Source organism: Devosia sp. LjRoot3, assembly GCF_964252865.1.
GTDB lineage: Bacteria > Pseudomonadota > Alphaproteobacteria > Rhizobiales > Devosiaceae > Devosia.
In genome coordinates, this window is the sequence record NZ_CAXUPK020000001.1 from 372026 (window position 1) to 393970 (window position 21945).

Annotated in this window: 22 protein-coding genes; 12 read left to right on the forward strand and 10 right to left on the reverse strand. The window is 62.3% G+C overall.

Annotation, left to right across the window (positions count from 1 at the left end; translation table 11 throughout):
* The first annotated feature begins 170 nt into the window (after window positions 1-170).
* Window positions 171-1190 carry a LacI family DNA-binding transcriptional regulator gene (locus ACSQ2A_RS01845; protein WP_436070844.1) on the forward strand — a complete coding sequence of 340 codons (1020 nt, stop codon included), beginning with the start codon at window positions 171-173 and terminating at the stop codon, window positions 1188-1190.
* A gap of 166 nt (window positions 1191-1356) precedes the next feature.
* On the opposite strand, the gene copM is transcribed toward ACSQ2A_RS01845, so the two are convergent.
* On the reverse strand, window positions 1357-1707 hold the full coding sequence (gene copM / locus ACSQ2A_RS01850) for a CopM family metallochaperone (RefSeq protein ID WP_436070845.1): 351 nt from the start codon (window positions 1705-1707) through the stop codon (window positions 1357-1359).
* Between the two features lie 100 nt (window positions 1708-1807).
* Here copM and ACSQ2A_RS01855 point away from each other — a divergent pair, with 100 nt between their 5' ends.
* Complete coding sequence (locus ACSQ2A_RS01855; RefSeq protein ID WP_291420091.1) at window positions 1808-2152, forward strand: ArsR/SmtB family transcription factor; 345 nt, start codon at window positions 1808-1810, stop codon at window positions 2150-2152.
* Window positions 2149-2625 carry an SRPBCC family protein gene (locus tag ACSQ2A_RS01860; RefSeq protein ID WP_436070846.1) on the forward strand — a complete coding sequence of 159 codons (477 nt, stop codon included), beginning with the start codon at window positions 2149-2151 and terminating at the stop codon, window positions 2623-2625. Before ACSQ2A_RS01855 ends, ACSQ2A_RS01860 begins: the two co-directional genes overlap by 4 nt.
* A gap of 110 nt (window positions 2626-2735) precedes the next feature.
* Here ACSQ2A_RS01860 and ACSQ2A_RS01865 read toward each other — a convergent pair whose 3' ends face one another.
* From ACSQ2A_RS01865 to ACSQ2A_RS01875, 3 genes are read right to left on the reverse strand one after another with little or no spacing between them, the layout of a single operon-like run.
* A complete protein-coding gene (locus ACSQ2A_RS01865) occupies window positions 2736-2936 on the reverse strand; it encodes a heavy-metal-associated domain-containing protein (RefSeq protein WP_436070847.1) in 201 nt (66 codons plus the stop codon).
* A 1-nt stretch (window position 2937) separates the two neighbouring features.
* The gene (gene cueR / locus ACSQ2A_RS01870; protein WP_295409674.1) at window positions 2938-3348 is read right to left on the reverse strand and encodes a Cu(I)-responsive transcriptional regulator; all 411 of its coding nucleotides are present in this window, start codon (window positions 3346-3348) and stop codon (window positions 2938-2940) included.
* The gene (locus ACSQ2A_RS01875) at window positions 3345-5609 is read right to left on the reverse strand and encodes a heavy metal translocating P-type ATPase (RefSeq protein ID WP_436070848.1); all 2265 of its coding nucleotides are present in this window, start codon (window positions 5607-5609) and stop codon (window positions 3345-3347) included. The genes cueR and ACSQ2A_RS01875 overlap by 4 nt, the downstream gene beginning before the upstream one ends.
* 237 nt (window positions 5610-5846) lie before the next feature.
* On the opposite strand from ACSQ2A_RS01875, the gene ACSQ2A_RS01880 reads away from it, so the two are divergent.
* On the forward strand, window positions 5847-6569 hold the full coding sequence (locus ACSQ2A_RS01880; protein ID WP_295409669.1) for a Crp/Fnr family transcriptional regulator: 723 nt from the start codon (window positions 5847-5849) through the stop codon (window positions 6567-6569).
* Window positions 6570-6691: 122 nt separating this feature from the next.
* On the opposite strand, the gene cydC is transcribed toward ACSQ2A_RS01880, so the two are convergent.
* Window positions 6692-8347, reverse strand: coding sequence for a thiol reductant ABC exporter subunit CydC (cydC, locus tag ACSQ2A_RS01885; RefSeq protein WP_436070849.1), 1656 nt, complete (start codon window positions 8345-8347; stop codon window positions 6692-6694).
* Window positions 8344-10065 (reverse strand): thiol reductant ABC exporter subunit CydD, encoded by a 1722-nt coding sequence (gene cydD / locus ACSQ2A_RS01890; RefSeq protein ID WP_436070850.1) that lies wholly within the window; start codon window positions 10063-10065, stop codon window positions 8344-8346. Before cydD ends, cydC begins: the two co-directional genes overlap by 4 nt.
* 178 nt (window positions 10066-10243) lie before the next feature.
* On the opposite strand from cydD, the gene ACSQ2A_RS01895 reads away from it, so the two are divergent.
* From ACSQ2A_RS01895 to ACSQ2A_RS01910, 4 genes are all read left to right on the forward strand, one after another.
* The gene (locus tag ACSQ2A_RS01895) at window positions 10244-11842 is read left to right on the forward strand and encodes a cytochrome ubiquinol oxidase subunit I (protein ID WP_436071618.1); all 1599 of its coding nucleotides are present in this window, start codon (window positions 10244-10246) and stop codon (window positions 11840-11842) included.
* The gene (cydB, locus tag ACSQ2A_RS01900) at window positions 11839-12987 is read left to right on the forward strand and encodes a cytochrome d ubiquinol oxidase subunit II (RefSeq protein ID WP_295409660.1); all 1149 of its coding nucleotides are present in this window, start codon (window positions 11839-11841) and stop codon (window positions 12985-12987) included. The genes ACSQ2A_RS01895 and cydB overlap by 4 nt, the downstream gene beginning before the upstream one ends.
* Before the next feature lie 10 nt (window positions 12988-12997).
* A complete protein-coding gene (gene cydX / locus ACSQ2A_RS01905; RefSeq protein ID WP_295409657.1) occupies window positions 12998-13129 on the forward strand; it encodes a cytochrome bd-I oxidase subunit CydX in 132 nt (43 codons plus the stop codon).
* 261 nt (window positions 13130-13390) lie between these two features.
* A complete protein-coding gene (locus ACSQ2A_RS01910; protein ID WP_295409653.1) occupies window positions 13391-13537 on the forward strand; it encodes a DUF1127 domain-containing protein in 147 nt (48 codons plus the stop codon).
* Between the two features lie 241 nt (window positions 13538-13778).
* Here ACSQ2A_RS01910 and ybaK read toward each other — a convergent pair whose 3' ends face one another.
* Window positions 13779-14252, reverse strand: a complete 474-nt coding sequence (gene ybaK, locus ACSQ2A_RS01915; RefSeq protein ID WP_436070851.1) for a Cys-tRNA(Pro) deacylase — start codon at window positions 14250-14252, stop codon at window positions 13779-13781.
* 37 nt (window positions 14253-14289) lie between these two features.
* Window positions 14290-14496, reverse strand: coding sequence for a hypothetical protein (locus ACSQ2A_RS01920; protein ID WP_436070852.1), 207 nt, complete (start codon window positions 14494-14496; stop codon window positions 14290-14292).
* 122 nt (window positions 14497-14618) lie between these two features.
* Here ACSQ2A_RS01920 and ACSQ2A_RS01925 point away from each other — a divergent pair, with 122 nt between their 5' ends.
* Window positions 14619-15515, forward strand: a complete 897-nt coding sequence (locus ACSQ2A_RS01925; RefSeq protein WP_436070853.1) for a LysR substrate-binding domain-containing protein — start codon at window positions 14619-14621, stop codon at window positions 15513-15515.
* A 53-nt stretch (window positions 15516-15568) separates the two neighbouring features.
* Entirely contained in the window at window positions 15569-16030 is a 462-nt protein-coding gene (locus ACSQ2A_RS01930) for a DUF5680 domain-containing protein (protein ID WP_436070854.1), read from the forward strand.
* Between the two features lie 285 nt (window positions 16031-16315).
* On the opposite strand, the gene rhaI is transcribed toward ACSQ2A_RS01930, so the two are convergent.
* Together rhaI and ACSQ2A_RS01940 are read right to left on the reverse strand one after the other, a co-directional pair.
* The gene (gene rhaI, locus ACSQ2A_RS01935) at window positions 16316-17605 is read right to left on the reverse strand and encodes an L-rhamnose catabolism isomerase (protein WP_436070855.1); all 1290 of its coding nucleotides are present in this window, start codon (window positions 17603-17605) and stop codon (window positions 16316-16318) included.
* Window positions 17606-17670: 65 nt separating this feature from the next.
* The gene (locus ACSQ2A_RS01940) at window positions 17671-19767 is read right to left on the reverse strand and encodes a bifunctional rhamnulose-1-phosphate aldolase/short-chain dehydrogenase (protein ID WP_436070856.1); all 2097 of its coding nucleotides are present in this window, start codon (window positions 19765-19767) and stop codon (window positions 17671-17673) included.
* A 185-nt stretch (window positions 19768-19952) separates the two neighbouring features.
* Between ACSQ2A_RS01940 and ACSQ2A_RS01945 the strand changes: the two genes are divergently transcribed.
* Together ACSQ2A_RS01945 and rhaS are read left to right on the forward strand one after the other, a co-directional pair.
* Window positions 19953-20759, forward strand: a complete 807-nt coding sequence (locus tag ACSQ2A_RS01945; RefSeq protein ID WP_436070857.1) for a DeoR/GlpR family DNA-binding transcription regulator — start codon at window positions 19953-19955, stop codon at window positions 20757-20759.
* 36 nt (window positions 20760-20795) lie between these two features.
* A complete protein-coding gene (rhaS, locus tag ACSQ2A_RS01950) occupies window positions 20796-21782 on the forward strand; it encodes a rhamnose ABC transporter substrate-binding protein (RefSeq protein WP_295409630.1) in 987 nt (328 codons plus the stop codon).
* The last annotated feature ends 163 nt before the right edge of the window (window positions 21783-21945 follow it).

The following is a 21945-nucleotide window of genomic DNA, read 5'->3' on the forward strand; positions in this document are numbered from 1 at the left end:
CGGTTGACCCGGCTCTTCGTCCTGATGTGATGATGTAAAGGTTTTCATGAATGATGTAAAGGTTTACATAGAGGCAAAAGAAGGTAAGCCTTTGGGGAGGGTCTGGCGCTATGCGTTGCTTCTGCTAGAGGCAGGGAAACGGGCGCCAGTGGGTGTGCGGGGCTTAACGAGTGCAGCACCAGAAACTGGCTACGATTGAAGACGTTGCGGCGCTTGCCGGCGTGTCCATCGCCACGGTCAGTCGCGCCATCAACGAGCCCACCAAGGTCGCCGACGAAACGCGCCGCAAGGTGACTGAGGCCATCGCCCGCACCGGTTACACCACCAATGCCATGGCCCGATCGCTGCGCATGCGGCGGTCCAACATGATTCTGATTCTGGCGCCCGATGTCGGCGATCCGAACTTTTCCAATATTCTGGTGGGGCTCGAAACCGAGGCGAGCAAGCGCGGCTATGGCGTGCTCATCGGCAATACGCAGAACGATGCGAGCCGGGAGACCGATTATCTGCGGTTCATCAGCTCCAACCAGGCGGATGGGCTGATCCTGTTCACGGGGCACCTGCCCTATGGCTTTGGACAGGACGGTACGGAGCAACGCTTGCCACCCATGGTGGCGGTCAATGAGCCGGTGCCCAATGCCGATGTGCCCTTCGTTGGCGTCGACAATTTTGAGGGCGCGCGCATTGCGACCGAGCACCTGATTTCACAGGGGCATCGGCGCATTGCCTTTGTCGGGCGTTCGTACGGGCGCGAGGTCAATCGGCTGCGCGAAGAGGGCTATCGCAAGGCGCTGGCCGGGGCGGGAATTGCGATTGATCCGCGCATGATCATCGATGGCGATGGCACGACCGAGAGCGGGCGCGCGGCGGCGGAACTGATGTTCGTGCGCGATGTGCTGCCCACGGCCTTCTTCTGCGTCAACGACGCGACGGCGCTGGGCGTGATCATCTCGCTCAATGCGCGGCACTATGATCTGCCGCGACAGTTCTCCATCATGGGCTTTGATGATATTTCGTTTTCGAGTTTTGTGACGCCGTCGCTAACGACGATGAAGCAGCCGCGGCACAGGATCGGCGAGGCGGCGATGGAATTGCTGCTGGAACTGCTGGCCGGCGAGAAGCCGCATGAGCAGCAGGTGCTGCTGCGCGCGGAACTGATTGTACGAAACTCGGTGACGCGCGTGGGGTAGCTGCGATTGTCGCCTGGCGTGGCGGCTCTTGCTCGATGTGCTTCCTTCCACCGGCTGTCATCCCGGCCCTGAGCCGGGATCCATCTTGAGATCTCAGGATGGGCCCCGGCCTTCGCCGGGGTGACAGTTGAGTTTGTGGTAGTGTCGGACGCAAGCAGCCTCTCGGTCAGTAGCCCTTGGCTTTCAGCCACTCTTCCATCCAGGCGATTTCGCCTTCCTGGGCGGCGATGACGCCTTCGGCGAGTTTGCGCACTTCGGGATCCTGGCCGTGTTCGAGCACGATTTTGGCCATGGCGACGGCGCCCTGGTGATGGGGGATCATGCCGCGGATGAAGTCGACATCGGCGTCGCCGGAATATTCGATCGCCATGTCGGCGTGCATCTGCTGGTTGGCTTGGGTGTAAGCCGTGGTGGCAGGGGAATCGCTCATCGTGCCGCCATGGCCGGCATGAGCGTCCTGAGCATGGGCCGGAAGGGCGAAGAGGGCGAAGGCGAGAGCGAGGAAAGCGGTTTTCATTGGGGCCACCTTTTGGTTTTGCCCAAGACAAATGCGGGCTTGCCAGATGGCAAGGTCAAGCGCCGTTGACACGCAACTGGCGGAATTGTTACTTAATCTCATGCTTAACCAAAATCCCAAGCTCGACCTGATGTTTCAGGCGCTGGCAGATCCGACGCGCCGGGCGATGATCGATCGCCTCAGCCGTGGCCCGGCCTCGGTCAGTGAGCTCGCAAAACCCTTCGATATGTCGCTGCCGGCAGTGGTGCAGCACCTGCAGGCGTTGGAGGCGAGTGGGCTCGTTTCCTCGCAAAAGGTGGGGCGGGTGCGCACTTGCCAGATCGAGCCGGAGGCGCTGAGCCAGGCTGAGCAATGGCTCAATGAGCGGCGCACTTTATGGGTGCAGCGGCTCGATCGGTTGGGGGAATATCTGGCGGCGACGGAAGACGAGGAAGAGGGCAAATGACCGAGAAGAAACGCAGCGTCAGTCATGCGACCTTTGTGCTGGAGCGCCGCTACAAGGCGAAGGCAGCGCGGGTCTATCGCGCCCTCTCTGAACCGGGGGCCAAGGCGCAGTGGTTCACCCCGCCCGAGACCTGGGGCAAGGACGAGCAGACCATGGATTTCCGCATTGGCGGGATGGAGACGAGCATTGGTGGCCCGATAGGCGGACCGGTGCATGCGTTTCGCGCGGTCTATCAGGACATCGTGCCCAATGAGCGGATTGTCTACTCGTATGACATGACGCTGGATGATGTGCGGATTTCGGTCTCGGTCGCGACGTTTGAATTGGTCGCGGATGGCGATCATACGGTGCTGAAGCTGACCGAGATGGGCGCCTATCTCGATGGGTTCGATGATGGCGGGCGGCTCAGGGAAGAGGGCACGAATGGGTTGCTCGATAATCTCGGGCGGTTTGTGGAGGGGGATTGGGAGTAGCTCCCAACCGTTGAACGTCATCCTCGGGCTTGACCCGAGGACGCTTCACTTGGTTGCCGCGCAGCAAGTTTAGAGCCCTCGGGTCAAGCCCGAGGGTGACGATTTGAGCGTTATGCCGGCTCAGGCGTATAGCCTGCTTCCTTGATTGCCTCTTCACCCTTGGCGCGATCACCCGTAAAACTCACCTTGTGAGTGTCGAGGTCGACGCTGATTTCTGCACCCGGTAGCGCTTCTTCGAGGGCCTTGCGGACCGTGCCGACGCAGTGGCTGCAGGTCATGTCGTTGACGGTAAAAATGGTCGTGTCGGCCATGTCAGTGTCCTTTGGTCTTGGAATGGGTCCCGGCGAGATCGTCGAGAATGGGGCAATCGGGGCGGTTGTCGCCCTGGCAGCAATGGACGAGATGTTTTAGCGTCCCGACCATGGATTCGAGTTCGGCGATCTTGGTTTCGAGCGCCGATATGTGCTCGGAGGCGATGTCGCGCACTTCGCCGCTGGCGCGGGTCTTGTCCTGCCAGAGGGCAAGGAGGGCGCTGGTTTCCTCGATGGAAAAGCCCAGGGTGCGCGAGCGGCGGATGAAGCGCAGCACATGCACTTCATCGCTGCCATAGACGCGGTAATTGCTACCGGTGCGTGAGGGTGGGCGGATGAGGCCGATCTGCTCATAGTAGCGGATCATTTTTGCCGAAACGCCGGATGCGTCGGCGGCCTGGCCGATGTTCATGCCTTTTCTCCCTTGATGGCGCGCAGGCGCTGGGCATTGCCGACGACGAAGACCGAGGACAGGGCCATGGCCCCGGCGCCGAGCATGGGCGAGAGCAGGATGCCGAAGGGGGGATAGAGCACGCCCGCGGCAACCGGGATCAGGAGGGCATTGTAGCCAAACGCCCAGAAGAGATTTTCCCAGATGTTCTTCATGGTGGCGCGGCTTACCGTCAGGGCGTTGAGCACGCCCTGCAGATTGCCGCCGAGGAGGACAACGTCGGCGCTTTCGATGGCAGCATCGGTGCCCGTGCCGACCGCGATACCGATATCGGCTTCGGCAAGGGCGGGGGCGTCGTTGATGCCGTCACCGACATAAGCGACGACGCGACCGCCTTGGCGCAGGGCCTTGATGGCGGCGACCTTGTCGGCGGGAAGCACTTCGGCCTGCACTTCGTCGATACCGAGCTGAGCGGCGATGGCGGCGGCGGTACGCTTGTTGTCGCCCGAGATCATTGCGGTCTTAAAACCCATGGCGTGGAGCCGCGCGATGACGGCCTTGCTGGTCGGCTTGACCACGTCGGCGACGACGATGGCGGCGGCGATCTTGCCGTCAATGGCGGCAAAGACCGGGGTCTTGCCTTCGTCGGCGAGGCGCTGAAGCGTTTCGGCAAAGTCTGACAGGTCCAGACCCTGCATCATGCGGGCGGAGCCGACCTGCACCTTGCGGCCGCCGATGGTGGCGATGACGCCGTGACCGGGGTCGGAATCGAAGTGCTCGACTGCGGGCAGGCTCAGGCCAGCCTTTTCGGCAGCGGCGACGATGGCCAGGGCAATCGGGTGCTCGGAGCGGCTTTCGGCTGCGGCGACAAGTGATAAAACTTCGTCATGCTCGAAGTCGTCGTCGAGGATCAGGTCCGTGAGGACGGGCTTGCCCTCGGTGAGCGTGCCGGTCTTGTCGAAGGCGACGACATCGGCATCGCGCAGGCGCTGCAGGGCTTCACTCTTGCGGAAGAGCACGCCGAGTTCGGCGGCACGACCGGTGCCGACCATGATGGAGGTCGGCGTGGCGAGACCCATGGCACAGGGGCAGGCGATGATCAGCACGGCAACGGCATTGACGAAGCCGAAGGTCATCGCGGGGTCGGGGCCCCAGATGAGCCAGGCGATAAAGGTCAGCGCGGCAAGGGCCATGACGGCGGGCACGAACCAGGCCGTGATCAGGTCGACAGTGCGCTGGATCGGCAGCTTGCCGCCCTGGGCTTCTTCGACCATGCGGATGATCTGGGCCAGCATGGTATCGCCGCCGACCTTGGTGGCGCGGAAACGAAAACTGCCCGAAGTGTTGAGCGTGCCGCCGATGACTGTGTCGCCTTGCTTCTTGGAGACGGGCAGGGGTTCGCCGGAGATCATGGATTCGTTGACATGGCTCGTGCCATCGACGAGTTCGCCATCGACGGCGATCTTTTCGCCGGGGCGCACGACGATGATGTCGCCGACCTTGACCTGTTCGATGGGCATTTCATGGACCATGCCATTGTGCTCGACGCGGGCGGTCTTGGCCTGTTCGCGCACGAGGCGCTGGATGGCTTCGCCGGTGCGGCCCTTGGCGATGGCTTCGAGCCAGCGACCGACAAGGATCAGCGTGACGATGACGGCGGCGGCCTCGAAATAGACGTAGCGCGTTTCGGCCGGCACGAGCTGGGCAGCGAAGGTGACAACAGTGGAAAAGAGCCAGGCGGCGCCCGCGCCCAAGGCGACGAGCGAATTCATCTCCGGCGCGCCACGCAGCAGGGCGGGAATACCGACCTTGAAGAAGCGCAGGCCCGGCACGAAGAGCACGAAGGTCGCGAGGACAAAATAGGTTGTGTAGAGAACGTCCATCGAGACGACGGACATCAGCCACATGTGGAAGGGCATGTAGAGGTGGCCGAGCATTTCGACCGCGAAAAGCGGGATGGTCGGGATGGCGGCAATGATGACGTCGCGGCGGAGGATCGCCGCGTCTTCGTCATGGTGATGATGGGCGTGGTCGTGGCCGGCATGCGCGGGCTGGCGCAGGCTGCCCTTGTAGCCGACCTTTTCGACCGCCTTGATGAGGGCTTCGGTGTCGCCGCCGGTTATGGTGGCGCGTTCGGTCGCGAGATTGACTGACGCCGCTTCGACGCCGGGAACTTTTAGCAGCGCCTTTTCCACCCGCGACACGCAGGACGCGCAGGTCATGCCTTCGATATCGAGGGCAACGGGGGTAGGCGAATGGGTGTGGTGGACGTGTTCTGTCATGGGTTCTTACTCCGTCCTCATGTAGATAGACCTTCCCATCATGGTAAGGTCAATAGGCGAAGAAGCATCTTTTTGCCATCGGCATTGCTGCCCCATGCACGAAGAAAGCGCGGTAGTTGTGCACGCGCGGAAAACAAATGTGGTTTCGCCTATGCGACCTGTTGGCACAGCGACAAATCTCCTGATTATATTCGAAGCGCCGCCAGCCTATTTCATGCGCTGTCAGGAGCTTGATCCATGCAGACGGTTCGCAAAGACATCCACAACTCTGAATTGCCGATCCTGTGCCAAAGCTGTGAGGCGCGGCACCAGGGGATTTGTGGGGCAATGACCTCCGAGCAATTGCTCGCCATTTCCAAGCATACGCGGCGCGTGCGTCGCGAGCCGGGCCAGGAAATCATGGCCGATGCCATGCCGATTGCGTCCTATGCCAATGTGCTGCGCGGGGTGGTCAAGCTGACCAAGGTGCTCGAAGACGGGCGCCAGCAGGTGGTGGGCCTGCAATTTGCGCCCGATCTGCTGGGCCGGCCCTTTGCCAGCGAAAGCCGGGTGACGGCGGAAACGGCCTCGGACGTCGAACTCTGCATGATCCCCAAAAGCGCGCTCGAGGCGTTGATGTCAGCGGGTGGCCCGGTGGAACACCGGATCATGATGCAGGCGCTGCGCGAACTCGACGAGGCGCGCGACTGGATGGTGACGCTGGGGCGCAAAACGGCCAGCGAAAAGGTCGCGAGCTTTCTGTATCTCCTCGCGACGCATATCGATCCCACGGAAGAAACGGCGCTGGCGACCTTTGATCTGCCGCTGAGCCGGGCCGATATTGCTGACTTCCTGGGGCTGACCATCGAGACGGTGAGCAGGCAACTGACCAAGCTCAAGGCCGAGAAGGTGATCGAGATTGCCAACTATCGGCATGTCAGCATCAAGGACCTGACGCAGCTGCGGCTGCGCTGCGGGTAAGGGCCTACAGGACCTATTTGGTCGTCATTGCCGGGCTTGTCCCGGCAATCCATCTTGCCTTCGCATGGACCACCGGGACAGGCCCGGTGGTGACGATCGTGGGCGGGAGAGTGTCGGCCTAGTCAGCCCGACAGCTTGCCATTCCGCATTTCCAGAACTCGATCCACCGTGCCGTCGGGAATGGCGGCGTGGGTGACCATGATCAGCGTGCGGCCTTTGGTGGCTTCGGCGAGGGTTTCGAAGAAGCTTAGTTCGTTGGCGCGGTCGAGCGCATTGGTTGGCTCGTCGAGAAGGATGATCGGCGCGTCCGAGAGGAGCGTGCGCGCGAGGCAGAGGCGGCGCATCTGGCCGGCGGAGAGAGTGCGGCCGGATTCGCCGAGGACGGTGTCGAGGCCGTCGGGCAGGGTGGCGACGAACTTGTCGAGTTTTGCCGCTTCGAGCGCGGCCCAAATGGCCTCGTCCTCGGCGAGGGGGCGGGCGATGCGCAGGTTGTTGCGGATCGTATCGATGAAGACGGGGCTATCTTGGCTCAGGAGCGCCATATGGGCGTGGACTTGGGCGGCGGCAATGTCATGGAGGGCCGTGCTGCCGACGCGAATGTCGCCGCATTGCGGTTCGTTGAGACGGAGGAGCAGGCGGAGCAGGCTGGATTTGCCGCCGCCACTGGGGCCGGTGATGGCGATGCGTTCGCCGGGGGCGATCGTCAGGGTGACGCCGTTGAGAACGGGCGCGCCGCTATCGTAGGAAAAATGCACGTCGGAAAAGGCGATCTTCTGGCCTTCGGGGAAGGGCAGGGGCTGGGCCGGGTCGATGATCGCCGGCGGCAGGTTGGCGAGGGCGGTCAGGCGTTCCGCAGCGGCTAGGGCTGCGGCGGATTTGCCGACGCTGCGGATGATGACGGCGGTGGCTTCGAAACTGCCGAGGACGGCGAGAACAAGGCCGACGAAGACGGCCGGGTCGAGAGTGCCAGCTTCATGGGCGACGAGGCCGGCCCAGAGCGTGCCGACCAATGCGAGGGCGGCCAGCACCTGCACGGCCATGGCTGCGGCGCCGGTCAGGGCGGCGAGGGTGAGACGGCGTTCGGAAAGGCGGCGGGCGAGGGCGGAGAAGCGGTCCCTGGCGGTGCCCAGAACGCCGAGAATGGTGAGATCGGCGTGGCCGCTGATGGCGTCGTAGACGGATATGCGCGTGTCGGCGGCGGCGGTGACAACCTCGCGGCCGACTTTTCGCGACGAGATGACGAGAGCGGCTGGAACCACGAAGACGGCGCCGGCCACGGCGAGCGCATAAATGAGGGCGGCGGAGGGGAGGAAAACGATCAGTACACCAGTGACGGCAATGCCCATGAGGAGGGCGCCGAGCATGGGGCCGATGGCGACGAGGAAGGCGACGTCGAGCGCGTCGACATCAGCTGTCAGGCGGCTGACGAGGTCGCCATGGCGAATGGAACGATCCGAGAGCGGCAGGCGCGGGAAGAGCGCGGCAAAGAGCCAGCCGCGCAGGTCCGAGAGGAGGCGCAGGGTAGCGTTGTGGCCGACGAAGCGTTCGCCATAGCGGGCGAGAATGCGGATGAAGGAAAAGGCGCGGACCAGCGAGGACGGCACGAAGAGATTGAAGCCCAGGCCAAGCGTCGTCAGCGCAGTGGCGGTGATGAACCAGCCGGAAGTGCCGAGGAGGGCAATGCCGGCGGCAAGGGCGATGGAAGAGAGCAGCAGCGCCAGGGAGAGCGCGCCAAGGCGGCGACGGAAGAGCGGGGCGAGCATGGCAAAGACAGTCATGCGACACCTTTCTTATGCGCGGGGAGGGCGACCGGCAGCAGGGTTTCGCCGGCAATACGCCAGGCTTTGTCGAGGCGGGTAACGACCGCTTGCGAGTGAGTGGCGACGATCAATGTGCGGCCCTTCGCATAGTCGATGATGGCCGACATGATTTCGGCTTCGAGTTCGGCATCGAGATGGGCGGTCGGTTCGTCGAGGAGAATGAGGCCGGCATCGCGGAGGAACAGGCGGGCGAGGGCGACGCGCTGGGCCTGACCGCCAGAAAGGCCGATGCCGTCTTCGCCGATAATGGTGTCGAGGCCCTGTGGCATGGCGGCGGCAAACTGGCTGACGCCAGCGCGTTCGGCGGCGAGCTCGATCTCAGTGCGGCTCGCACCGGGGCGGGCGAGGGCGATGTTTTCGGCAATGCTGGCGTGAAGAAGGCGCGGCTTCTGGGTGAGAAGGAAGGTGCGGGCGCGCAGCTCTTCCTCGGGCCAGCTATCGAGCGCGCGGCCATCGAGCATGATCTCGCCTTCGGCGGCGCGGAGACCGACAAGGGCTTCCAGCAGGGTCGACTTGCCCTGGCCGCTGGGGCCGAGAATGGCGATGTGCTGGCCGGCGGCAATCTTGAGCGCGGTATCGGCGAGAACCACGCGCTGGCGATCGGGCGTGCGCAGTGTGACGCCAGTGAGATCGAGCGCGATGGCTTTGCCGGCGCGGGGGGCGATGTCGGCGAGGGGCGTTGCCTCTGAAGGGAGGGCGCCGAGTTGGCGTTCGATTTCGACAAGGGCGGCCTTGGCGGAGGCGCGGTCGTGGTAGTGCGCGGCAAGGAGCCGCAGGGGATTATAGACCTCGGGCGCCATGAGGAGCAGGAACAGCGCCAGTTCCAGTGTCAGCGGCGACGAGCGCAAGTGCAGGAAATCGATGAAGGTGAGGCCCAGATAGAGGGCGACGCCGGCAACGCCGAGGGCAGCAAAAAATTCGAGCACTGCGGAGGAGAGGAAGGCGATGGCGAGCACTTTTAGCGTGCGGCGGCGCAGTGACTCGCTGGCTGAGACGATGCCGTGCACTTCGGCGGCTTCGCGGCCGAAAAGCTTGAGGGTGAGAAGGCCACGCAGCCGATCGGCGAAACGGCCGGACAAGCGGGTGAGAGCCTGGGCCTGGCGGTCGGTGGCCGCCTGCGCGCCCCAACCGACCAGCGCCATGAAGAGGGGGATGAGCGGCGCGCTGACGAGGAACAGCAGGCCAGCGACCCAATCGAGCGGCAGGATGATGGCGCCGAAGACGAGCGGCAACAGGGCCGCCTGACCCGAGGCAGGCAGGTAGCGGGCGAAGAAGCCATCGAGTGCCTCGACCTGATCGACAATGGCGGTGACGGCGGCGCCCGAGGCCGGCTGATCCTGACGACGGGGCGAGCGGGCAAGGAGCGAGGTAAAGAGTGCCTCGCGCAGGTCGCGCTTGATGTGTTCGGACGCGAGCGTGCCGAGCCAGTCGCCCAGCGCCGAAAGGCCGGCGCGGAAAACGAGCAGCGCGAGGATGATCCCGACTGTCGGCAGGAGCGCGTCGATCGTCTCGTCGCCTTGCACGGCGCGGCCGATCACATTGGCAAGGCTGGAGGCCTGCCAGACCAGCAGGCCGCCGGAGACGAGCGGCAGGCCGATCGCCAGCCAAAGCGCAATGCCGCCATGGCGTTGCAGTTTTGACAGAGCCTTGCCGGCAGCTTTTTCCTGGGGTGTCACGGGCAGATCTTCTAGTCGGAACGGGGCCGATTCCGGAGGGCCACGTTTTGCACTCTAAATTGCGCTGGCGCAATGAACCTTGATCTACATCAAGGCGGGTAGCACAGTCCGGGTTCATGGGGAGATGGGGTGGTTCCTCCCGGCCATCCCTAGCAGCAGCAAGGCAGGACCTGCCATGATCGACATGACTGTCGTAGAACTCTCGCGATGGCAATTCGCCGCCACCGCCATGTATCACTTCATCTTCGTTCCCTTGACGCTCGGGCTATCCATGCTGATGGCTGTGATGGAGAGCGTCTACGTGATGACGGGCCGCGAAATCTGGCGCAAGGCCACGATTTTCTGGGGCACGCTTTTCGGCGTCAACTTTGCCATGGGCGTGGCCACCGGCATCGTCATGGAATTCCAGTTCGGCATGAACTGGAGCTATTATAGCCACTATGTGGGGGACGTCTTCGGCGCGCCGCTGGCGATCGAAGGGTTGATGGCCTTCTTCCTCGAAGCGACCTTTGTCGGCCTCTTTTTCTTTGGCTGGGATCGCATGAGCAAGGTGGGGCACCTGATCGTCACCTGGCTTGTGGCGCTGGGCACCAATTTTTCGGCGCTCTGGATCCTCATTGCCAATGGCTGGATGCAGAACCCGGTGGGGGCGAAATTCAATCCCGACACCATGCGCATGGAAGTCACCGACTTCATGGCGGTGCTGTTCAACTCGGTCGCGCAGGCCAAGTTCGTGCACACGGTCAGCGCCGGCTACGTCTGCGGCGCTGTGTTCATCTTTGCCATTTCGGCTTTCTACCTCGCGCGTGGCAAGCATGTGGAGATCGCCAAGCGCTCGATGGTGGTGGCAGCCAGCTTCGGTCTTGCCGGGGCGCTGTCGGTCGTCGTGCTGGGTGACGAGAGCGGCTATGTCGCGACCGAGCACCAGAAGATGAAGATCGCCGCGCTCGAGGCGAGCTATCATACCGAGGAAGCTCCAGCGCCATGGACGGTCATCGCCATTCCGGGCGCCGATGGTGGCGAGCCGAGCTTCTCGATCCAGGTCCCATGGGTCGGCGGCCTCATCACCACGAGATCGCTGGACGAGGAACTGGAGGGCATCGAGGAACTGACCTTGCATGCCCAGACGCGTATCCGCTCGGGCATGATTGCCTATGATGCGCTGCAAGAAATCCGGGCCGATGGCACCAATCAGGCGGCGCGTGCGGTCTTTGACGAGCACTGGGCCGATCTCGGCTATGGCCTGTTGCTGAAGAAGTATCGCGAAGACGTCGGCAATGCCACGGACGAGGAAATCGCCATGGCAGCCGAGGACACCGTGCCCGATGTCTGGCCGCTGTTCTGGACCTTCCGCATCATGATGGGTCTGGGCTTCTTCTTCATCGCCTTCTTCGCGTTCTGGTTCTGGAAGGCATCGACGGGGAAACTCGACAGCAACAAGAACCTGCTCTGGCTGAGCTTCTTCCTGCTGCCGACGCCATGGATCGCCATCGAGTCGGGCTGGTTCATCGCCGAATTCGGCCGCCAGCCCTGGGTGGTGGAAGGGGTGCTTCCAACCTTCTATGCCGCCTCGACCCTCAACTTCTGGGATCTGGTGATTTCGCTGACCTTCTTCACCCTGCTCTACACGGTGCTGTTCATCATCATGATCATGCTGATGGTCAAAATCGTCAAAGCCGGACCGAAGGACTACACCTTCGCCGATAGCCCCGATGCCGACGATTTTGTTGTCGCCGCACTGCCTGCCACTCCCGCTACCAAGGAGCTCGGATCGTGAGCACCATTCCACTCGACTATGAAACCTTGCGGCTCATCTGGTGGCTATTGCTCGGTGTGTTGCTGATTGGCTTTGCCATCATGGGTGGGCGCGATCTCGGCGTCGGCGCGCTGCTGCCCTTTGCGGCGCGCACCGATGACGAGCGGCGCGTACTGCTCAATGTGGTTGGCCCCACCTGGGAGGGCAATCAGGTCTGGCTGGTGCTGGGCGGCGGCGCCATCTTCGCCGCCTTCCCGCCGCTCTATGCCGTGAGCTTTTCGGGCTTCTATCTCGCCATGATTGTCATCCTGCTGGCCCTGATCCTCAGGCCAGTCGGGTTCAAGTTCCGCGGCAAGATCGCCGATGCCCGCTGGCGGGCGACCTGGGACTGGGCACTGTTCATCGGCGGGGCAGTGCCCTCGCTGATCTTCGGCGTGGCGGTGGGCAATGTCATCCTCGGCGCGCCGTTCCACTTCGACGATACGATGCGTGCCTTCTATACCGGCAACTTCTTCATGCTGCTGATGCCCTTTGCCCTGCTCTGTGGCCTCGTGAGCTTGGGGATGTTGGTGACACAGGGCGCGTCGGTGATCGTGGGGCGCACAGACGGCTTGCTGGCCGAGCGGGCCCGGACGATTGGCATCTGGGCCGGGCTCGGGACGATCGTGCTCTTTGCTCTTGGCGGCGTCTGGGTGGCCTTCGGTATCGATGGTCATGTCATCACCAGCACCGTCGATCCCAATGCGCCGATCAACCCGCTCGCCAAGACCGTCGAACTGGTACGTGGTGGGTGGCTCAGCAATTACGGCGCTTATCCCTGGATGATCGCCGCGCCGGTGATCGGCTTTGCCGGTCTGGCGCTGGCGGTGCTGGGGCTCAATGCTCGCTGGAAGCTCATTCCGCTCCTGGCGACCAGCGCCGGCATTTTCGGCATTATTTCCACCGCCGGCCTGTCGCTGTTCCCGTTCCTGCTGCCGTCCTCGACGGTGCCGCAGGCCGGGCTGACGCTCTGGGATGCGTCTTCGAGCCATATGACGCTGTTCATCATGCTGCTGGTGACCGCGTTCTTCCTGCCGATCATCATTCTCTATACCGGCTATGTCTTCCGGGTGATGCGCGGTCCGGTGACTTCAACCAGTCTCAACAAGAACCCCAACGCCTACTAGGAGAGAGACGATGTGGTATTTTTCCTGGATTCTCGGCCTCGGGCTTGCCTGCACCTTCGGCATTCTCAATGCCATGTGGTTCGAAATGCGCGAGGATAGACGCATAGCTCGCGAGGAAGGGCGGGAGCCGACCACCCGCTAGCGCATGGGTCCTGACCATTTGGTCAAAAATCAGAAAATCGGGTTCTGCGGCTGCGGAATCCGATTTTTGTTTTTTATTACAATGAATTAGGTCGATGGCAGCCGTGGTGTCGGCGAAATTGGCGGAAAATCTACCTAAACCGAATATGAACCATATGCCTCATTTCTGTGCGCCCAGTGCATAACGGATGTGCAGAAGGTCCATCTACTAATCACGACCCCTCCGGTCTACATAGAGGTCATCAAACGAAGGGGAACCAAAATGAACATTGCCAAGAAGATCGCCGATTTCGCCCGCTACCAGCGCACCCTGCGCGAGCTCAACTCGCTCGACAGCCGCCAGCTGAACGACCTGGGCATCACCCGCTCCGACATCAAGTCGATTGCTCGCGGTACCTATTCCGCCTAAGTTTTAGGCAAATCGGTATGTAAGATGAAGGCGTCCTCCCGGGCGCCTTTTGTCTTTTCTGGGGTGATGTCGAGCGTGGCTCCGTTCCCCTCCCAAGCTCTTCCATCCCCCCGGCGTCATTCCCGCGAAAGCGGGAATCTCCTTGCGCCAAAAAACAGGGATTCCCGCTTTCGCGGGAATGACGCTGGGGGGCTTGCGGTGCGGAGATCCGAATTCCTGCGGGATGCCGCGCTTGTGACGCTTACCGCGTCAAATCCGCGACAACGCATTCGAGCGCTGCGACGAGGTCATCTGGCTTGATGCGGATCTGCAATCCGCGCTGGCCGCCATTGAGAAAAATCTCGTCGTAAAGCTGGGCCATTTCGTCGAGCGCGGTGGGGACTATTTTGCGCTGGCCGAGGGGGCTGATGCCGCCGACCTTGTAGCCGGTCAGGCGCTCGGCATCTGCCGGCTTCATCATGTGGGCGGACTTGCCGCCGAGGGCGGCGGCGAGCTTTTTCATGTTTACTTCCTCGTCGGAAGGAACGATGGCGCAGATGGGCTTGCCGTCGAGCTCGGCCATCAGCGTCTTGAACACCTCGCCCGGCGATACGCCCATGGCCTCGGCGGCCTGCAGCCCGACGCGCTCGGCGTTCGGGTCATAGTCGTAATTGGCGAGGGTGAAGCTGATGCCGGCCTTGATGAGGGCCTGCGTGGCGGGCGTGGTCTTGGACATGCATCTGTTTTAGCCCGTCGACGGCAAAGCTCAAGCCTCAGCGCTCGAGATCGGGCCGCTGTACCCAGCGCGGATCGTCGGCGGGATTTTCGAGATCGTCGAGACCGACATCCTGAAGGATGTGATGGGAGAGATTAAGTGCCCTTATGGCGCGGCGGCGCTTGGGTTCCGTGGCGTCCTGCTGGTGCAGGAGAGCGGCGGGGAGGGGCAGGAGAAAGCCAAGAAAGCTGGGCAAAGCGAGCATTTTATGCATTCGCTGGCCTTATGGCCGGCGTCCTCATTGGATTGACATGAGCTGAAAAATGCACCTGATTGCTGCCAGTATCCAACTAAAGCTCGATGCCGACGCATAAGGGGTGTTTATCCATGTCGCTGCCGCCGCTCAGTGCCATTCGGGTTTTTGAGGCCGTGACGCGGCATCTCAGCTTTACGCGCGCGGGCGAGGAACTGGGCATGACGCAGGCGGCGGTGAGCTATCAGATCAAGCTCTTGGAGGAGCGCGTGGGGGCGCCGCTGTTTCTCAGGAAACCGCGACAGATCGCGCTGAGCGAAGTGGGGGCGAGCCTAGCGCCGCAGGTGCAGCAGGCCTTTGAAATCATGCGCGAGGCTTTTGCCGATACGCGGGGCGAAGTGGACAGATTGCTCTCGATCACCACGGTGCCGACCTTTGCGAGCCAATGGCTGGCGCAGAATCTGGGGCTGTTCCAGATCGACCATCCAGAGATCGCGGTGCGGGTCGATAGCACCAGCGATATGGTCGACCTGCTCAATGATGAATGCGATATCGGCATCCGCACGCTGGCAGCGCCGCCGGAAAAGGGGCTGGTCTCGCACATGCTGGTGAAGGCGGATTTCACGCCACTGCTTAGTCCGGTTTTGGCCGAGAGCATTGGTGGGGTTAAGGAGCCGGCGGACCTCTTAAAGCTGCCCATGCTCGATCCGCAGGACGAATGGTGGGCGCTCTGGTTCGAGGTTGCGGGGGTTCCCGGCTTTTCGGCGGAGGGGCGGCCGATGAGCATGCTCAATTGGCAGAGCCTGCTTGGTACGGCCGCCATGGCGGGCCGCGGGGTTACCATGCTGACGCCGGCGCTGTTTCGCGACGAGATTGCCTCGGGCCGGCTGATCCAGCCCTTTCCGCTTCTCGCGCCCGCAGGGCGAGCCTATTACCTCGTCTATCCCGAAAGCCGGCGCAATGCGCCCAAGATCAAGATGTTCCGCGACTGGATGCTGGAGGCAACGGCCTTCATGCGCGCGGAATCCTGACAGGTTTTGGCGCGGGACACCGCGAATGTTCCCCAAGAAGTCAGGGGAACAGAATGACTGCAGACGAACTCAATGCCGTGATCGTACGGGCCAAGGCCGCGACCTATGTGGGGGGCGGGGTGAAGGCGACTGCCTCGCGGCCGGGATCGCATGATCTCGGCTGGTCCGAGGGCGAGTGGCGCTATCTCGACAGCTATTTTGGTGGCACGGATTTTCTGGGGCAGGAAGTGCTGTTGCGCGGCGCGGAGCCGGTCTGGGCCATGAACTACTATGGCTATGTGCTGCGGCCGGACCTGATTGACGGGGTCAAGGCGGGGGAGACGATCAAGGGCGCACTTTCGGCCATGTATGGCGAAGGGCGGTTTTTGGGTGGTTTTGATTGGACGGGGCCGCATGGACACTATCGCGATAGGAGCGAAGGCAGCGCGGCGCAGTTTCGTGGGCGCGAGGTGATTTTGGTGGGTGAGGTAGAGGCTTATGCGCTCGATTATTTTGGTGGGCTGGTGAAGCCTTAGGGAGTTCTGCCGCGTCGTACCACCGAAAGCATCCCCCTCATCCGGCGCTTCGCGCCACCTTCTCCCCGAGGGGGAGAAGAATGGGCCGGTGCTCTCCTCTGTTCCTCTCCCACTTGGGGAGAGGGTGGATCGGGCGAAGCCCGAGGCGGGTGAGGGGGCGGCAAGTGCAGAGCCCTCGGGTCAGGCCCGAGGGTGACGTCCTGTAGGACCAAAAAAGCCCGGTGATCGCTCACCGGGCCTTTCCTTCCGTCGCAACTTGGGAGGAGCGTTGGAACTCTTTATTCTTTAGACGATGCCGCCCGAGCCGCCTTCGACGGCGGGACGGACTGCGGCGACCTTGGCGCGGTAGCCGGAGGCACGGTAGGCCGCGAGCGGATCGATGGCGCCGCCGGCTTCGAGGCGGGCGAGGGCCAGGATCGGCTCGACATCGGTGCGGAAGGCGTGACGCAACTGCTGGGTGGCCGTCAGTGCATCATTGTCGGTCTGTGCGGCCTTGAGGGTCGCGCGGTCGACGAGGAGTGCCTGGGCGTAGGAACGCTGCACGTCCGAAGCCGAGAGCATCAGCGACTCGATCGGGTCGGTGACGTTGTGGCTCTGGTCGAGCATGTGGGCCGGGTGGAAGCTCGCGTCGCGGTTCTCGATGTCGACGAGTTCGTTGAACACCAGGAACAGACGGTAGGGATCGACCGAGCCGGCGTCGAGATCGTCGTCGCCATACTTGGAATCGTTGAAGTGGAAGCCGCCGAGCTTGCCGAACTGGGCAAGACGGGAGACGATCATTTCAATGTTCACGTTCGGAGCGTGGTGGCCGAGATCGACGAGGCAGAGGGCCTTGTCGCCCAGTTCCTTGGCGATGATGTAATTGGTGCCCCAATCCTGTACGACCGTCGAATAGAAGGCCGGCTCGTACATCTTGTGTTCGGTATAGACGTTCCAGTCGTCCGGCAGGGCGGCGTAGATCGCCTTGGCAGAGTCGAGGTAGTTTGCGAACTGGTCGGCGAAATTGACCTGGCCGGGGAAGTTGGAGCCGTCGCCGATCCAGATGGTCAGGGCCTTGGAGCCGATTGTCTTGCCGATCTCGATGCATTCGAGATTGTGCTCGATCGCCTGATTGCGGGTGCCCTTGTCGTAGGACGAGAGCGAGCCGAACTTGTAGCTCTGGATCTGGCCCTTGGCGTCCGAGAAGGTGTTCGAGTTCATGGCATCGAAGCCGAGGTTGAAGCGGCTGGCGGCCTGCTTCAGGCGGTTCGGATCGGCCTTGTCCCACGGAATATGCAGCGAGATGGTCTTGGTCGCCTGGGTCAGCTGGGCGATGACGGCGCAATCTTCGATCTTGTCAAAAATGTCGCGCGGTTCGCCGGCGCCCGGGAATTTGGCGAAGCGCGTGCCGCCGGTGCCGACGCCCCAGGAGGGAACGGCCACGGAGAACTTTGCGACCTTGGCCTTGACGGCGTCGATGGCAATGCCGCGACGGTCGAGGCGTTCGCCCAGGGTTTCATAGTCGCGACGAAGATCGGCTTCGCGCTTGGTGTTGTCGGCTTCGACGATGGATGCGTCGATGATGTGTTCGGTCATGTTTTCCTCCAGCAAATGCGGAAAGCCCCCTCAGCCGGCTGGCGGCGAGGGGGCTTTGCTATTGCCTAGCGCGGGAACGACTGGGCGTTGCCGGCGTCGACGTTGATGATGTTGCCGGTAGACTTGGCCGAGGCTTCCGAAGCGAAGAAGTAGATGGCTTCGGCGATGTCTTCCGGGAACACCGAGCGCTTCAGCATCGAGCGCTGGCGATACATCTCTTCAAGGCCGTCCTTGTCGGTCTTGTAGGTCGATGCGCGCTGCTCGAGCCATTCGCCGGCCCAGATCTTCGAGCCACGCAGCACGGCGTCGGGATTGACGACGTTGACGCGGATCTGTGCTTCCGCGCCTTCGAGGGCGAGGCAGCGAGCCAGGTGAATTTCCGCAGCCTTGGCGGTGCAGTAGGCCGAAGCGTTCGGAGAAGCGGCAAGGCCGTTCTTGGACGCGACGAAGACGACGTTGCCGCCGATCTTCTGCTGGCGGAACAGACGGAAGGCTTCGCGCGAGACGAGGAAATAGCCCGTGGACAGGATGTCCATGTTCTTGTTCCAGAGTTCGAGCGTCGTGTCTTCGATCGGCGCCGAGGAGGCGAGGCCGGCATTCGACACGAGGATGTCGAGGCCACCGAATTCGACCACGGCATGGGCGAAGCCGGACAGGACCTGCTCTTCCTTGGTGACGTTGATGTTCACCGGGCGGACGAAGTCGGCACCGAACACACCGGAGAGTTCGGCGGTCGCGTTGTCGAGCGCGGTCTGGTCGATATCGGCGATGACGACGCAGGCGCCTTCACGGAGGAGACGAGCGGCAGTTGCCTTGCCGATGCCGCCGGCGCCGCCGGTGACGAGGGCGATCTTGCCAGCGAGAGATTTCGGCTTCGGCATACGGGCAAGCTTGGCTTCTTCAAGCAGCCAGTATTCGATGTCGAAGGCTTCCTGCTCGGGCAGGCCCTGATATTCCGAAACGGTCGAGGCGCCGCGCATCACGTTGATGGCGTTGACATAGAACTCGCCGGAAATACGGGCGGTGGCCTTGTCCTTGGCGAAGGTCAGCATACCGACACCCGGGATCAGGTAAACGACGGCGTTCGGATCGCGAACGGCCGGGGAGTTGTCGTGTTTGCAGCGATCGTAATAGGCCTGGTAGTCGACGCGGTAGGCGGCGATCTGGGCGTCAAGGCCAGCGATCACGGCATCAACGTCCGGGTTGGCCGGGTTGAAGTCGATGACCAGCGGGCGGATCTTGGTGCGCAGGAAATGGTCGGGGCAGGAGGTGCCGAGAGCCGCCAGCGGACGCAGGTTTTTGGAATTGACGAATTCGAGGACCGCGTCGCTGTCATCGAAGTGGCCGAGCTTGTGGCTGTCTTCGGAGATGAAGCCACGGATCTTCGGCATCAGCTTGGCAGCGACGGCACGACGGGCGTCGGCATCGAGCGACTGGGTGGCGGCGCCACCAAAGATGGTCTTCCCAGCGGTTTCCTTTTCAAACCATTCGATGGCCTGATTGATGATGCCGATGGTGGTTTCGTAGCACTCCTTGGGGGTGTCGCCCCAGGTGAAGAGGCCGTGCGATTCAAGGATGAGACCCTTGGAGTTCGGGTTCTCTTCGCAGTACTTGCCGAGCCACAGGCCGAGCTCGAAGCCGGGCTTCTTCCACGGAAGCCAGCCGATGGTGTCGCCAAAGATCTGCTTGGTCAGTTCCCTGGAATTCTTCGAGGCCGCAATGGCGATGATTGCGTCGGGGTGCATGTGGTCCACAAAGTTGTGGTTCACATAGGCATGGAGCGGGGTGTCGATCGAAGCGGCGCGCGGGTTCAGGTTGAACGTCGCGTGGGGCAGGTAGCCCACCATCTCGTCTTCGAACTCAACGCCGCGATAGAGGCCCTTCAGGGCGCGCAGCTTGTCCATGTAGAGCGTCGAGAAGCCATCGAGCTTGATCGAGGCGCTGTCGCCGCCCGAACCCTTGACCCAGAGGACTTCGACCATCTCGCCGGTGAGCGGGTCCTTCTGCATGATCTTGGAGGAGGTATTGCCGCCGCCATAGTTGGTGACGCGCTTGTCCGAACCGAGCAGGTTCGAACGGTAGACCAGGCGCTCCGGCTCGGTCATGGACGCGGCTTTGGCGTCGTCCCACTTGTTTTCAAGGCGCTTGGGCGCGGTGGACATGGAAGTTCCTCCCGAAGGTTAGGCGAAGTGGAGATTTGGCCCGGACATGGCCATAGAACGATATACGCTGTCAATCAGAAACGATCAGGATTCATCATCCGTGCGCGCTTCTGACTGAAACATGTCGATTGCTGATTGACTCTGCGCGGAAAGAGTGAAAGCACTGCGTTCAGGGAGTATCAGCCTTGCACGAAACGGAACGCCACCGCGTTATTTTAGCCGCTGCACAATCGCACCCCGTGGTGACGGTGGCCGAATTGTGTGAAGTGACAGGCTCTTCCGAAGCCACGATCCGCCGGGACATTGCCTCGCTCGACGAGCAGGGCAAGCTCCGCCGCGTGCGTGGCGGCGCCGAGGCGATCAACCCTCCGGCGCAGGGCGGTCTCGTCGGCCGACCTTTCTCCGTCAACGAAACGATCAATATTGCTCAGAAGCGGGCAATTGCGCGCGCTGCTGCAGATTTGTGCAGCGATGGCGAGCCGATCATCATCAATGGCGGCACGACGACCTATCAGATGGTGCACTTCCTGACCTCAAAGCGGGTCAGCGTCTTCACCAACAGCTTCGCCATCGCGGAGTACCTCATCCACAACTCGCGCAACCCCGTCGTCATTCCCGGCGGCACGGTCTATCGCGAGCAGAACGTCATCCTCTCGCCCTTTGGCGGGGTGGTGGCGAGCCACTTCTATGCCAAGCGCATGTTCATCGGCTGCCAGGGCATCGGCGCCCATGGGCTGATGGAGGCCGACCCCATGGTCGTGCAGTCCGAGCTTGGCCTGATCGGGCAGGCGGACGAACTGATCGTCCTCGCCGACTCCTCCAAATTCATGGGCCGCAGCAGTCTCATCCTCTGCGGGCTCGATAGAATTGCCGCTGTCATTACCGATAGCGGCATCCGCGACGAAGATCGTCAAATGCTGGAAACAGCAGGTGTGCGGCTCATCGTGGCGGACACGACTGCTCAGGCCGACCGTCAAAGTGCGGTGGCTTGAGACATGAACGACAGATCATCCCAGGGAGGGACTCTTATGAAACTGTTCAAACTGATGGCCGCGACGGCTGCTGCCGCCATTCTCCTCGCCGTGCCGGCCTATGCTCAGACCCGCATCGCGCTGGTCGTGAAATCGCTCGGCAACGGCTTCTTCGACGCCGCTGCCAAGGGTGCTGAAGAAGCTGCCAAGGAAATCGGCGACATCGAGCTGATCTATACCGGCCCGACCGCGGCAACCGCCGAAGCCCAGATCGAAGTCGTCAACTCGCTGATCGCTCAGCAGGTCGACGCCATCGCCATCTCGGCCAATGACCCGGACGCTCTCGTGCCGGTTCTGCAGCGCGCCCAGCAGCGCGGCATCAAGGTGATCTCGTGGGACTCGGGCGTTGCTCCCGAAGGCCGCCAGATCCACCTCAACCCGTCTGACATCGGCCTGATCGGTGAAACCATCATCAAGCTGGCTGCCGACTACCTGCCCGAAGGCGGCGACGTTGCCATTCTCTCGGCCGCTTCCACCGCGACCAACCAGAACGCCTGGATCGAAGCCGCCAAGGCTGTCATTCCGGAAAAGTTCCCGAATATCAACCTTGTCGCCACCGTTTACGGTGACGACGACTCGGTGAAGTCGACCGAAGAAGCCCGCGGCCTGATCGCTGCCTATCCGAACCTTAAGGCCATCATCGCTCCGACCACCGTCGGCGTCGTTGCTGCGGCCCAGGTCGTGACCGACCAGAACCTGATCGGCAAGGTCAATGTCACGGGTCTGGCTCTGCCGTCCGAGTTCAAGCAGTTCATCGACAATGGTGCTTCGCAGGCCGTGGCTCTGTGGAACCCGATCGACCTCGGCTACTCGGCCGTCTACCTCGCCAAGGCTCTCGTTGACGGCCAGGAAGCTGCCCCGGGCGCGACCTTCTCGATCGGCAAGGTCGGCGAAGTGACCCTCGACGACAACAACGCGGCTGCCATGGCTGCCCCGTTCCAGTTCGACAAGAGCAACATCGAAGAATTCTCCAAGATCTACTGAGGTCTTGAGAGCTCAAAAGTCCGGCGCCACAAGCGCCGGACTGATTGCCAAACCACGGCGTCATTCCCGCGAAAGCGGGAATCTCTCTTGAGCCAGGGAGATTCCCGCTTTCGCGGGAATGACGTGGTGAAGGACCGCGAATGTCCCCGCGGTGAAGGACCAA